Source organism: Streptomyces ureilyticus (assembly GCF_011045025.1).
GTDB classification, from domain to species: domain Bacteria; phylum Actinomycetota; class Actinomycetes; order Streptomycetales; family Streptomycetaceae; genus Streptomyces; species Streptomyces ureilyticus.
In genome coordinates this window covers 15,936-28,948 of sequence record NZ_JAAKZX010000042.1, presented here as the reverse complement: position 1 = coordinate 28,948, position 13,013 = coordinate 15,936, and the positions used below count along the sequence as shown (strand labels likewise).

Below are 13,013 nucleotides of genomic sequence, written 5' to 3'. Positions count from 1 at the left end.
GTCACTCACGGAAGGCAGACCAGCCCCGCCCCGAAAAGGAATCGCGCCCGAGGAACGCGACGAGCCGATCGGAGGCACCGGCCCGGGGCAGCACGCCGACCGGCTCGGCGAAACGCACTCCCCGGTCCTCGTCCCCGACCACGCACCGCGCGACGGGCAGCAGCTCGGCCGCGAGCGCGGACGGTATCGGCCGCGGCCGCCCGCAGGCCTGCGCCACGTCCCAGCCGTGAACGGCGATCTCGACGGCGCCGGTGGCGGCCATCACCCGGACGTCCAACGGCCGGTCCCCCACGCTCACGGAGCGCTCCTCCCCTGGCAGCGCCACCCACGCGCCCAGCAGCGCGCAGGCACGCCGCCGGAAGTCACACACGGGATCCGTACGGCCCGCGGGCCCCGGAAAGAGACCGATCCGCCCGCCCGTCAGCCCCTCGTGCAGTGCGTCGAGCGCGTCGTCGAGATGAGCGAGCAAGTCCCCCAGGTCCCACCGCGCACACGGCGTGGCCCGCCCCAGCCCCTCACGGGGCACGAGGGCGACGCTACCCAGCGCGTACGCGAGCGAACGCTCCAGCAGCTCCCCGGAGTTCACGACAGAACCTCCGGCATCCCGAAGTGCCCGGCCAACTCCGGTTCCAGGAAGACGGTGATCCGCGTGATTCCCCGATCCCCGACGGTGAGCACCTGCACGGAGTGCGCCCGGTACATCTCGTCCGCACCGCGCCTGTACGCCACCGCGGCCGGCTGCCCGTTCGCCCGCGCGGGGAACATCCGCAGATCCCCCTTCTCGTGCTCGAGCGCCTCCAGGAACCGCATGACGTCCTTCCTCCCGCTGAACCACTCCAGGTAGGGCGGCATCTCCAGTTCGACGCCTTCCTGGAGCAGCCCGAGCAGCGCCTCCATGTCGGCGTGCTCGAAGGCGGCCACGTACCGGTCGAGCAGTTCGCGGTCGCCCGTACTGTCCGGCTCCGCCAGCAGGTCCTCCTCCGGCGCCACCTCGTCGAGTCGGGCACGCGCGCGTTGGAGGCTGCTTTTCACCGCCGCCGTCGTGGTCCCGAGCAGGGCGGCCACCTCGTGCGCCCGCCAGGCAAGCACGTCCCTGAGGATGAGTACGATCCGCTGCCGCGGCGGCAGGTTCTGCAGCGCCGCGACGAGTGCGAGCCGCAGGCTGCCGCGCGCCGCGACGACGGCCGCCGGGTCGACGAGCGTGTCGGGCACCGGCTGGAGCCACGGGATGTCCGTCGGAGGGGTCCTCGGCAGCTCCTCGGGCGCGTCTGACGGCCCGCCGAGTCCGGTGGGCAGGGGACGGCGCTCGCGTCCCTCCAGCGCCGTCAGGCACGTATTCGTGGCGATCCGGTAGAGCCAGGTCCGCAAGGACGCACGGCCCTCGTATCCGTCGTACGACCGCCAGGCCCGCAGATACGTCTCCTGCACCAGGTCCTCGGCGTCGTCGACCGACCCGAGCATCCGGTAGCAGTGCGCCAGCAGCTCACGCCGGTACATCCCCGTCAGCCGTACGAACTCGTCGCGATCCGTCGTCACATGCATGGCCGCTCCCTTCCCTCACGGGTACAGACCCCAGGAGCGGCGAAAACGCATCGGCCGGCCCCGGACGAATTCCGGAACCGGCCGTCAAGCGTGGCGAGTACGGGAGCGGCCTAGAGGTTGACCTCCTGCATCAGCATCCCGACCTCCGTGTTGGACAGGCGGCGCAGCCAGCCGGACTTCTGGTCGCCGAGCGTGATCGGGCCGAAGGCCACGCGGACGAGCTTGTCGACCGGGAAGCCCGCCTCAGCGAGCATGCGCCGCACGATGTGCTTGCGGCCCTCGTGGAGAGTGACCTCTACGAGATAGTTCTTGCCGGTCTGCTGGACGACGCGGAAGTGGTCCGCGCGCGCGTACCCGTCCTCCAGCTGGATGCCGTCCTTGAGCTGCTTGCCCAGGTCGCGCGGGATCGGGCCCACGATGTGCGCGAGGTAGGTCTTCTTGACGCCGTACTTGGGGTGGGTCAGCCGGTTGGCCAGCTCGCCGTGGTTGGTGAGCAGGATGACGCCCTCGGTCTCCGTGTCGAGCCGCCCGACGTGGAAGAGCCGCGTCTCACGGTTGGTGACGTAGTCCCCGAGGCACTGGCGCCCCTCCGGGTCCTCCATCGTCGAGACGACACCGGCGGGCTTGTTCAGCGCGAAGAACTGGTACGCCTGCGTGGCGACCGTCAGCCCGTCGACCTTGATCTCGTCCTTCTCCGGGTCGACGCGCAGCCCCTGCTCGAGCACGATCTCGCCGTTGACCTCGACGCGGGCCTGATCGACCAGCTCCTCACAGGCGCGCCGCGAACCGTATCCCGCGCGCGCGAGCACCTTCTGCAGCCGCTCGCCCTCCTGCTCGGCGCCCGGGAAGGTCTTCGGGGGCTTGATGTCCTTCTTCTCCGCGTACCGGTCGCGGTTGCGCTCCTCGATCCGCGTCTCGAACTCGCGAGAGCGCGCGGGGGCCGTACGACCGCGCCCGCCGCCCTGCTGACCCTTCTTCGGAGCGCCCTTGGCGCCGCCCCGCGCAGAGGCGCCACGCCCGGACTTGGGGCCCTCCTTGCTGGCGTCGGGGCCCACGTCGTAGCGGCGCTCCTCGGGGCGGGGCTTGCGGGGGCGGCCCTGCCCCTGCTTCTGGTCCCTGTTGTTGCCGGCGCCGCGGGAGTTACCGCGCCCGCCACCGCTCTTGCCGCTGCCGCTGCTTCGCATCAAATTTCCGTCGTCGTGTCGTCATCGGGGTCCGGTGCATCCGGATCGAACGACGGTACGCCTTCCTGCGTCTCGGCCTCGATCGCCTCCGCCTCGGGGAGGAAGGGCGCGAGCTCCGGAAGCTCGTCCAGGCCGCGCAGGCCCATCCGCTCCAGGAAGTAGTTCGTCGTCCTGTACAGGATCGCACCTGTTTCGGGTTCCGCGCCCGCCTCCTCTATCAGTCCGCGCTGCAGGAGGGTGCGCATCACACCGTCGCAGTTCACTCCTCGCACGGCCGAGACGCGGGAACGGCTGACCGGCTGCCGGTACGCCACGACCGCCAGCGTCTCCAGAGCGGCCTGCGTGAGCCGCGCCTGCTGCCCGTCCAGTACGAACCGTTCGACGGCCGCCGCGTACTCGGGCCGGGTGTAGAACCGCCAGCCCCCCGCGACGAGCCGCAGCTCAAAGCCCCGCCCCTGAACGGTGTACTCGTCGGCCAGCGCCCGCAGCGCGTCCGCGATCTGTCGCCGGGGCCGCTCCAGGATCTTCGCGAGGTGCTCCTCGGTCGCGGGTTCGTCCACGACCATGAGTACGGCCTCCAGGGCGGGCCCGAGGTCGAGATCCGCGACGGTACGCAGCCCCGCCGGGACCTCGGTGGTGTTCTCGCTCACGCCTTCTCCTCCTTGGCTTCGTCCTGGACCGGCTCCGGAGGCCTGTCGAACTCGTCGGTCACCCTGGGCTCCTCGTCGCTGTCCCCGCCCGTCCAGCGCACCAGCAACTCCCCCAGCGCCTCCTCCTGGTCGAGCGCGACGGCCTTCTCGCGATACAGCTCCAGGAGGGCCAGGAACCGCGCCACGACGGTCAGCGTGTCGTCCGTGTCCTCCACGAGCACGCGGAAGGAGGCCTCCCCAAGCTCTCTCAGCCGCGCCACAACGATCCCCGCCTGCTCCTGCACACTCACCAGCGGGGCGTGGATGTGGTCGACGTACACCTGCGGCTTGGGCTTGGGCTGCATCGCCTTCACGGCGAGCTTCGCGAACCCCTCCGCCCCGATGCTGATGACGACCTCGGGCAACAACTCGGCGTGATGCGGCTCCAGTCCGACGGTACGGGGATACCGACGGGCCTCCTCCTCGAGCCGCCCGCTGAAGATCTCGGCGATCTGTTTGTACGCGCGGTACTGCAACAGCCTCGCGAACAACAGATCCCGCGCCTCGAGCAACGCCAGATCCGCCTCGTCCTCCACCTCGGCGGACGGCAGCAGCCGAGCGGCCTTGAGATCGAGCAGGGTGGCGGCGACGACGAGAAACTCGGTCGTCTCATCAAGATCCCAGTCCGGCCCCATCGCCCGGATATGCGCCATGAACTCATCAGTGACCTTGGAAAGCGCCACCTCGGTCACGTCGAGCTTGTGCTTCGAGATCAACTGAAGCAACAGATCAAACGGCCCTTCAAAGTTGGCCAGCCGAACTTTGAAGGTGCCGTCATCGGGCTGGGTATCAACTTCCGGCTCGCTGGCGTTGTGGGCAGTCGTTCCGCGGGGCGGAACGGGTGGGCACAACGCCCCACGGTCCGCAGCCAACGAACCGTCCTCAACCAGAGACTCGCTCTCCGCCGAAGGCGGGTCTGGCTCCGCCGCAGGCGGCTCAACCTCCGCCGGAGGCGCAGGCACCGGCGCCTCGTCCGCCTCCGGAGGCGCAGAAGCCTCAACCTCGGCCGGAGGCAATGGCGGACCCCCCGGCCCCCGCCCCAGCGCACGCCGACGCCCGGCGGAGCCAGCTGCGGGGACGGAACCGTCGTTCGAGGTCATAGCCGTCGCAGGCTACCGCTTACCGCCCACGAAGCCGACGGACAAGAATGCTGGCGTCCCCCCGGGACTCAAGATCCGCGAGCACAACGGCCACAGCCTCCCGCACGATCCGCCCGCGATCCACCGCAAGCCCGTGCTCCCCGCGCAGCACCAGCCGAGCGTGCTCAAGATCCATGAGCTCCTCGGCGGACACGTACACGGTGATCTTCTCGTCGTGCCGCTCCCGCCCACTGGGCCGCCGCGCGGCAGCCCGCCCCCGCTTACGCGACTGAGCGGCGGCGGCAGAACCTTCCTGCGCCCCCTGCCGTCGTCCGGAGCGCTCGCCCCCGGCGGCACGGGTACGGGACTCCCCGGCATCGGCGGACTCGGAGTCCGCGGCCACATGCTCGGCCCCGTCACCGTCCCCGCCCTGCGCGGGCACGGCCTGCGGCGCGTCCTCCGCGGTCCCGGCACCGGACCCGGATCCCGAGCCGGAGGCAGCCGTATCGCCCTCCCCCGCAGGAGCCGGCACCCGGGCCTCACCATTGGCCTGGCCGTTGGCCTGGCGCCTGGGGCTGGACGACTGGAGCGCCATTCCCCCTGTCGTACGGAACAGTTCGTCGGCCCCCGGCAGACTCACTCGGCGTGACACCGGGCGAGCACCTCCCTGGCGAGCTGGCGATAGGCGGCGGCACCGACGGAGTTGGAGGCGTACGTGGTGATCGGTTCACCGGCGACCGTGGTCTCCGGGAAGCGGACCGTGCGCCCGATGACCGTGTGGTAGACGTGATCGTCGAACGCCTCGACAACCCGCGCGAGCACCTCACGGCTGTGCACCGTGCGCGAGTCGTACATCGTGGCGAGGATCCCGTCGAGCTCCAGCTCGGGGTTGAGGCGCTCCTGGACCTTCTCGATCGTCTCCGTCAGCAGCGCCACACCACGGAGGGCGAAGAACTCGCACTCCAGCGGCACGATCACCTTGTGGGCGGCCGTGAGGGCGTTCACGGTGAGCAGGCCGAGCGAGGGCTGGCAGTCGATCACGATGAAGTCGTAGTCGGCCATCAGCGGCTTGAGCGCCCGCTGCAGCGTGGACTCGCGCGCGACCTCGGAGACGAGCTGAACCTCGGCGGCCGACAGGTCGATGTTGCTGGGCAGCAGGTCCATGTTCGGGACCGCGGTCTTCAGGAGGACCTCGTCGGCCGCCATGCCCCGCTCCATGAGCAGGTTGTAGACGGTGAGGTCGAGCTCCATCGGATTGACGCCGAGGCCGACCGACAGCGCGCCCTGCGGGTCGAAGTCGACCAGCAGGACCCGTCGTCCGTACTCCGCGAGCGCGGCCCCCAGGTTGATGGTCGACGTCGTCTTGCCGACGCCGCCCTTCTGGTTGCACATCGCGATGATCTTCGCGGGGCCGTGATCGGTGAGCGGGCCCGGGATCGGGAAGTACGGCAGCGGGCGCCCGGTCGGGCCGATGCGCTCGCGACGCTGGCGTGCCGCGTCGGGCGCGAGCGTGGCCGCGTACTCCGGATCGGGCTCGTACTCGGCGTCGGGGTCGTAGAAGTGCCCTTCGGGCAGGTCGTCGTAGTCGGCGAAGTGGGTGCGGTTCTCGCCACTTCCGTTGCCGGCCATGGCGTTCACGTGATGGCCATCCATGCTCTGGTGGACTGTCTGTGCCCTATGCGGACTGTGCGGACTTTGGTGGGCTGCGAAGGTGCGCACAGCTACGGAGCCGACAGCCTCGAGCCCCGTGGGCCTCGGGCCCTGCGCAGGCATTCCTGGTTGACCACCCCCGGGAGTAAATGTCGACTCATTCACAAGTCGTCTTACCTCCTTGGTGACCAGGAAACTTCTAGATAGGTCAGCGTGGCACCATGCCGACGGTTGGCGACTCTATGGCGTGTCACCGGTCCGCAGCAACACAATCCGCCGGACCCGGCCCGATGTGTCGGCAACGGAACACCCCTCTGTCAAGGGCGTAAGGCCGTCGCACGGCAGGTTTCGCGGGTGTGCGAAACGGTCGAAGGGTTACGTTCGAGGCGAGTTGAGCGAGTCTCGCAAAGGGTCTCGACACACAGCGGCCGGACCTGGTTCCCCAAGGTCCGGCCGAATGTATGCCGTTGACGACTCGTGTTGACGTATCGCCTTTTCCCGGCGGAGAGATGAGCGCGGGTGGCTCAGCCGAGCAGGGTCTCCAGCTCCCGGTGCTCCAAGCCGTGTGCCTCGGCGACCTCGCGGTAAATCACCTTGCCGTCATGGGTGTTGAGGCCCTTGGCCAGCGCGGGATCGCGGCGCAGCGCCTCGACCCAGCCGCGGTTCGCGAGCTCCACGATGTACGGGAGCGTGGCGTTGGTGAGCGCGTACGTGGAGGTGTTGGGCACAGCTCCGGGCATATTGGCGACGCAGTAGAAGACCGAGTTGTGGACCGGGAAGGCCGGCTCGGCGTGGGTCGTCGGTCGCGAGTCCTCGAAGCAACCGCCTTGATCAATCGCGATGTCGACAAGAACACTTCCCGGCTTCATCCGGGAGACGAGCTCGTTGGTGACGAGCTTCGGCGCCTTGGCGCCCGGGATGAGCACGGCGCCGATGACGAGGTCGGCCTCCAGGCAGGCCTTCTCGAGTTCGAAGGCGTTGGAGACCACGGTCTGGATCTTCGTGCCGAAGATCTTGTCGGCTTCCTTGAGCTTGTTGATGTCCTTGTCGAGCAGGGTCACGTGGAAGCCCATGCCGATGGCGATCTGCGCGGCGTTCCAGCCGGAGACACCGCCGCCGATGACGACGGCCCGGCCGGCCAGCACGCCCGGGACGCCGCCGGGCAGCACCCCGCGGCCGCCGTTCGCGGCCATCAGGTGGTAGGCACCGACTTGCGGGGCGAGCCGGCCCGCGACCTCGGACATCGGGGCGAGCAGCGGCAGCGCGCGGCTGGGCAGTTCGACGGTTTCGTACGCGATCGCCGTGGTGCCGGACTCCAGGAGCGCGTCCGTGCACTCCTTGGACGCGGCCAGGTGCAGGTAGGTGAAGAGGATCTGGTCCTTGCGGAGGCGGTGGTACTCCTCGGCGATGGGCTCCTTGACCTTCAGCAGCAGGTCGGCGGAGGCCCACACCTCGTCCGCGGTGTCGAGGATCCGCGCACCGGCGGCGACGAACTCGTCGTCCGTGATCGAGGAGCCGACACCGGCACCCCGCTCGATGACGACCTGGTGGCCGTGGCGCACCAGCTCATGCACTCCGGCGGGGGTGATGGCCACCCGGAACTCGTTGTTCTTGACCTCGCGGGGGATGCCGACCTTCACGTCGATCACGGTCCTTGGCTCAGGGGGTTGTGGTTAACGCCTGCCCGGACGATGCCTGACATACCCGGATGCACGGGAGCACACCGGGAGACACCACGCAGGGACGCGGTGCAGCCAGTTTAATGAAGGGATTCCCCGTGTCTAGCCTTTCAATGCTTCAATCTTCTGCGGATGTACTACGGATTTCGTAGGCGTTAGCGTCGTGTTCCCTGGTGGACAGGTCCTCCGGGAGCTCGTTTCCCAGCATGCGCTCGGCCGCGCCGCGGTGCAGCCGGGCAGCCACGGGGTCGCCGAGCCGGTCCAGCGTGTCGGCCAACCGGAGCTGCAGAGCGGCCCGCAGTCGTACGTCCTGGGCGCGGCGCGCCCACTCGATCGCCTCCTGGCAGGTGCACAGCGACTCCTCGGTCAGGCCGGCGTACTCCTGCACCCGTGCCAGTTCGCTCAACGCCCTGGCCACGCCCGCCACATCACCGTCCCTGCGATGGCCGGTGACCGCCGAGCGCCAGCTGCGCAGCGCCTCGTCGTAGCGGCCCGCGTAGGTGTGCACGGTGGCGATACGGCCGTGCAGCCGGGCCGCGTCCACGCGCTCGTCGCGCGCGAGCCGCTGCGCGAGCGCCCGCCCGTACCAGTCGGCGGCCCGGTCGAAGTCCCCCAGCTCCTGATGCGCTCCACCTACGGATTCCATCGCGCGGCCGGTCGCATACGGGTCGTTCGCCTCCCGTCCGGCGTCGAGAGCGGCGCGGTAGCGGGCGAGCGCCGCACTTGTACGGCCGGTCCGGGCGTCCAGGTCCCCGAGGTTCAGCAGCGCGGCGGCCTTCTCGCGGGGCAGCTTGCGCCGCTCGGCGACATCGAGGACGAGTTGGTGGATGCCGTACAGCTCGGGAGCCGCCGCCCGTGTACCGAAGTGCGCGACCATCGCCCGCACCAGCGCGGCCATCAGACGGCGCGCAAGGGTGTCCAGCTCCCCGTCGGCGACCGCGAGCCGCGCGGAGGCCAGCAGCGCGGGCTGCCGGATGCGCAGCCAGTCGGCCGCCGCGCGGGGGTTCTTGAAGCGCAGGGAGCTGGGCATCCCGGCGAGCTTCTCGCGGGCGGGCGAGCTGTCGGTCTCGGTGATCGCGCGGCAGGAGACGAGCAGCCGTACGGTCCGCTCCAGCATCCGGGCGCGGGCCAGCTGCAACTCGGCCGGCCGGTCCTCGCTCTCGGTGAGCGAGCGCAGCAGCGGCAGCAGGCAACCGGGCACCTCGTACTGCGGCAGCGGCGATGCGACGCGCCGCAGGAGTCCGAGCCCGGCGAAGTCGTCGAGGGTGGACTCGGCGACGCCCACCGAGCAGCCGGCGAGCGCGGACGCGGTGTGCGGGTCGACGAGGCCCGCGGGGGCGAGCGAGAGCAGGCGCAGCATGTGCGCGCGGACCGGGGGCAGTTCGGCGTACACGAGGTGGAAGACGCGCTCGAGTGCCGGGCGCCCGTCACCCTCCGTGCACAGCTGCTTGGCGAGATCGGCGACGGCCGCCTTCGGTCGGCGGGCCAGCCAGGCGCCGGCGAGCACGAGCGCGGCGGGCTGGGTCGCGCAGATTTCGACGAGTCCTTCGGCGGCCCGCGGATCGACGGTGATGCGCACAGAGCCGGTGTAGCGGCCGAGGAGTTCGACGGCGGACTTGGTGTCCAGGCCGCCGAGGGTGCAGGGGCGGACGTCGGAGATCCCCGTCAGAGGCCCGTCGGAAACGGCGACGACCAGGCATTCCGGAGTGTCGGGGAGAAGTGCGTCGACCTGTTCCGCGTCCGCCGCGTCGTCGAGCAGGAGCAGGGCCCGGCGGGTGGCGAGGGCTTCGCGCAGCGCCTCGACGAGGTCGTCCTCACTGGCTCCGGGCGGGGCGGTCAGCTCCAGGGCGGCGAGCAGGTCGCGGGCGGTGCGCTCGGTGGGTACGGGCGTGCCGTCGGGTTCGGTGAGGCGGGCCCGCAGAGCACCGCCCTTGTAACTGTCCGCAACCTGCCGTACGAGTTCCTCGGCGAGCGCGGTGCGGCCGAAGCCGGGTTTGCCCGCGATGAGCAGCACGCGCGCGCGTGGCGCTTTCCGGCCCGCCAGGGTGTCCAGGCCCGCACGCTCGATGTCGGCCCGCAGTTCCTTCAACTCTCTTGTGCGGCCGAGGAACTGACCTTCAGTGGGAGCAGGGGCGGCAGCCGGGCGCTGTTTCCCGGCCAACGGCTTCGTGCCCTCGGTGTCCACCGCCTGATCCGTCACGGGCCACACTCCCGTCCCACCGCACGCGCAAGCCCGCCGGGACTCCGGACGGGGCATTTGTAGAGCCTAGTTCACGCTCTGCGACGATCCCGTTGGAGCACGGCAGGCACGTCCCCCGATCGGATCAGGCGATCGTCACACCGGCGCCAGGGCGGTTTGCGTGGCGGCCTCGCGAGAGGGCGAGGGTCACACCTCGAAGGGCCGCGCGGGCCACGGCGCCTCGGCCGGGCGCAGTGCGTCGAGACCCGCGCCGTTCTGGGCCGCGACCAGGGAAAGGACGCCTACGACAAGGCAGTTGTTGTGCAGCTCACCGGCGAGCACACCGCGGACGAGTTCCTCGACCGGGATCCGCGAGAGCTCCATGTCGGCCTCTTCGTCCTCGACCTCGAATCGCTGCCCCTCGGCCTCGGACAGATCCCGGGCGAGGAAGATCCGTACGGCCTCGTCGCAGCCACCCGGCGTCGTGTACACGTCGGTGAGCACCCGCCAGTCCTCGGCCTTGACGTGGGCCTCTTCGTAGAGCTCGCGCTGGGCGGCGTGCAGCGGGTTCTCGCCGGGGATGTCGAGCAGACCGGCCGGGATCTCCCACAGCTTCTGGCGTACGGGATGCCGGTACTGGCGGATGACCAGGACGCGGCCCTGGTCGTCGAGGGCGAGGACCGCCACCGAACCGGGGTGGACCTGGTAGTCGCGTCGGACGACCGTCCCGTCGGGCATGACCACGTCGTCCGTGCGCACGGAGGTCTTGTTCCCCGTGAACGGAGTCCCGGTCGCCCTGACCTCCCACTCCTCGGCGGTGTCCTTGATGGTCATGTCGACTTGTCCTCCCACGTACACAGAAAAACCGGGGCACGCGTCCCAAAGGACCCGCACCCCGGCAACCGTACAACCTCGTGTTACTTACCCGTCTTGCCTGTCTTGCGCTCCACAGCGGCCTTCACCAGGCCCGCGAACAGCGGATGCGGACGCGTCGGGCGCGAGCGCAGCTCGGGGTGCGCCTGGGTCGCGACCAGGTAAGGGTGGACGTCGCGCGGGTACTCCAGGTACTCCACGAGCTTCCCGTCCGGGGACGTGCCGGAGAACAGCAGACCGGCCTTCTTCTCCAGCTCGGTGCGGTAGGAGTTGTTCACCTCGTAGCGGTGACGGTGGCGCTCCTCGACGTACTCCTTGCCGCCGTACACCTCGCGCACGACCGAGCCCTCGGCGAGCTTGGCCGGGTACATGCCCAGCCGCATCGTGCCGCCCATGTCGCCCTCGCCGGCGACGATGTCGAGCTGCTCGGCCATGGTGGAGATGACCGGGTGGCCGGTGGCGGCGTCGAACTCCGTGGAGTTGGCGTCCGCGATGTCGGCGAGATTGCGCGCGGCCTCGATCACGATGCACTGCAGGCCGAGGCACAGGCCGAGCAGCGGGATCTTGTTCTCGCGGGCGTACTGGATGGCGCCGACCTTGCCGGAGACGCCGCGGTCGCCGAAGCCGCCGGGGATACAGATCGCGTCGACGTCGGCGAGCTGCTGGGCGGCGCCCGCCGGGGTCTTGCAGTCGTCCGAGGTGACCCACTTGATCTTCACGCGCGCCTTGTTGGCGAAACCGCCCGCGCGCAGCGCTTCGGTGACCGAAAGGTAGGCGTCGGGCAGGTCGATGTACTTGCCGACGAGCGCGAGGTTGATCTCGTGCTGCGGGTTGTGGACCCGGTCGAGCAGGTCGTCCCAGACCGTCCAGTCCACGTCCCGGAAGGCGAGGTCCAGCTTGCGGACGACGTAGGCGTCCAGGCCCTCGGTGTGCAGGACCTTCGGGATGTCGTAGATCGACTTGGCGTCGATGGCCGCGACCACGGCCGCCTCGTCGACGTCGCACATCAGCGAGATCTTGCGCTTGATCGCGGTCGGCACATCGCGGTCGGCGCGCAGCACGATCGCGTCTGGCTGAATACCGATGTTGCGCAGAGCCGCAACCGAATGCTGGGTCGGCTTCGTCTTCAACTCTCCCGACGGTCCGATGTAGGGAAGGAGCGAGATGTGGACGACGAAGACGTTGTCGCGGCCGACCTCGTGACGGACCTGCCGGACGGTCTCCAGGAACGGCAGCGACTCGATGTCGCCGACCGTGCCGCCGACCTCCGTGATCACCACGTCCACGTCGTCCGTGGCCATGCGCCGGATGCGGTGCTTGATCTCGTTGGTGATGTGCGGGATGACCTGCACGGTGTCGCCGAGGTACTCGCCGCGCCGCTCCTTGGCGATCACCGTGGAGTACACCTGGCCGGTGGTGATGTTGGCGGAGCCGTCCAGGTCCACGTCGAGGAAGCGCTCGTAGTGACCGATGTCCAGGTCCGTCTCGGCGCCGTCGTTGGTGACGAACACCTCACCGTGCTGGAACGGGTTCATGGTGCCCGGGTCGACGTTCAGATACGGGTCGAGCTTCTGCATCGTGACCCGCAGACCCCGCGCCTTGAGCAGTGCGCCCAGGCTGGACGCGGTCAGGCCCTTGCCGAGGGAGGAGGCGACACCCCCCGTGACGAAGATGTGCTTGGTCGTCGAGGATTTGGAGGGCATGGCCAAGACGGGGCTCCCGTGGTCGCGGTTCGGAGTGCGGGCCGGCTGCCTGACCCGGGCGTTTCGGGAGGTGCCGTCGCTGCGGTTCGGGGGACCCCTCGCATCGGTTTCTGCTTCGGGGGCGCCCACCGGTCCACGGGCTACCAGGGTATCAGCGCCCGGACGAGGCCGCTTCCGGCCACGCTCCGCACACGGACCGACACGGGGCACAGTGGTACTCACTCTTCCCACTCATCCGGCGCAATCGCTTTCCAGGGAGGGGCGCGCGGATCACCATCCTGCGTCGTATCCTGCTCGGACGATCGCTGCCGAGCCGGGCCGAACAACGGCACCACCCCGCCCGTATTCTCCGGACACAGAGCTCGTCAGTTCGTTTCGCACCAACAATCACTGCGACCATTGACGTCATGCAACGACGCTGTATTGACCCATTCC

The 13,013-nt window shown here is 69.6% G+C and carries 11 protein-coding genes; all 11 read right to left on the bottom strand.

Translation table 11 applies throughout. The features are described from left to right. Position 1: 1 nt before the first annotated feature. The 11 genes from G6048_RS15950 to G6048_RS15900 all read right to left on the bottom strand — a co-directional run bounded on the left by G6048_RS15950 (position 2) and on the right by G6048_RS15900 (position 12,578). Positions 2-586 (bottom strand): TIGR03086 family metal-binding protein, encoded by a 585-nt coding sequence (locus tag G6048_RS15950; protein ID WP_165340191.1) that lies wholly within the window; start codon positions 584-586, stop codon positions 2-4. Further along, positions 583-1,542 (bottom strand): sigma-70 family RNA polymerase sigma factor, encoded by a 960-nt coding sequence (locus G6048_RS15945; RefSeq protein ID WP_165340190.1) that lies wholly within the window; start codon positions 1,540-1,542, stop codon positions 583-585. The genes G6048_RS15950 and G6048_RS15945 overlap by 4 nt, the downstream gene beginning before the upstream one ends. A gap of 110 nt (positions 1,543-1,652) precedes the next feature. Further along, positions 1,653-2,726, bottom strand: a complete 1,074-nt coding sequence (locus G6048_RS15940) for a pseudouridine synthase (RefSeq protein WP_165340189.1) — start codon at positions 2,724-2,726, stop codon at positions 1,653-1,655. Beyond that, positions 2,726-3,376, bottom strand: coding sequence for an SMC-Scp complex subunit ScpB (scpB, locus tag G6048_RS15935; protein WP_165340188.1), 651 nt, complete (start codon positions 3,374-3,376; stop codon positions 2,726-2,728). Before scpB ends, G6048_RS15940 begins: the two co-directional genes overlap by 1 nt. Then, positions 3,373-4,515 (bottom strand): segregation and condensation protein A, encoded by a 1,143-nt coding sequence (locus G6048_RS15930; protein ID WP_165340187.1) that lies wholly within the window; start codon positions 4,513-4,515, stop codon positions 3,373-3,375. Before G6048_RS15930 ends, scpB begins: the two co-directional genes overlap by 4 nt. A gap of 19 nt (positions 4,516-4,534) precedes the next feature. Continuing rightward, entirely contained in the window at positions 4,535-5,146 is a 612-nt protein-coding gene (locus G6048_RS15925; RefSeq protein ID WP_165340186.1) for a hypothetical protein, read from the bottom strand. After that, positions 5,131-6,267, bottom strand: coding sequence for a ParA family protein (locus tag G6048_RS15920; protein ID WP_165340185.1), 1,137 nt, complete (start codon positions 6,265-6,267; stop codon positions 5,131-5,133). Before G6048_RS15920 ends, G6048_RS15925 begins: the two co-directional genes overlap by 16 nt. A 401-nt stretch (positions 6,268-6,668) precedes the next feature. After that, entirely contained in the window at positions 6,669-7,793 is a 1,125-nt protein-coding gene (gene ald, locus G6048_RS15915) for an alanine dehydrogenase (RefSeq protein WP_165340184.1), read from the bottom strand. Between the two features lie 148 nt (positions 7,794-7,941). After that, on the bottom strand, positions 7,942-10,023 hold the full coding sequence (locus G6048_RS15910) for a tetratricopeptide repeat protein (protein ID WP_328826085.1): 2,082 nt from the start codon (positions 10,021-10,023) through the stop codon (positions 7,942-7,944). Positions 10,024-10,209: 186 nt separating this feature from the next. Beyond that, the gene (locus tag G6048_RS15905) at positions 10,210-10,836 is read right to left on the bottom strand and encodes an NUDIX domain-containing protein (RefSeq protein WP_165340182.1); all 627 of its coding nucleotides are present in this window, start codon (positions 10,834-10,836) and stop codon (positions 10,210-10,212) included. Positions 10,837-10,919: 83 nt separating this feature from the next. Beyond that, a complete protein-coding gene (locus tag G6048_RS15900) occupies positions 10,920-12,578 on the bottom strand; it encodes a CTP synthase (protein ID WP_165340181.1) in 1,659 nt (552 codons plus the stop codon). Positions 12,579-13,013: the final 435 nt, after the last annotated feature.

Coding starts and splice junctions, on each gene's coding strand:
- G6048_RS15945 (WP_165340190.1), bottom strand. CDS start 1,542: ATGCATGTGACGACGGATCGCGACGAGTTCGTACGGCTGACGGGGATG.
- G6048_RS15940 (WP_165340189.1), bottom strand. CDS start 2,726: ATGCGAAGCAGCGGCAGCGGCAAGAGCGGTGGCGGGCGCGGTAACTCC.
- G6048_RS15930 (WP_165340187.1), bottom strand. CDS start 4,515: ATGACCTCGAACGACGGTTCCGTCCCCGCAGCTGGCTCCGCCGGGCGT.
- G6048_RS15920 (WP_165340185.1), bottom strand. CDS start 6,267: ATGCCTGCGCAGGGCCCGAGGCCCACGGGGCTCGAGGCTGTCGGCTCC.
- G6048_RS15905 (WP_165340182.1), bottom strand. CDS start 10,836: ATGACCATCAAGGACACCGCCGAGGAGTGGGAGGTCAGGGCGACCGGG.
- G6048_RS15900 (WP_165340181.1), bottom strand. CDS start 12,578: ATGCCCTCCAAATCCTCGACGACCAAGCACATCTTCGTCACGGGGGGT.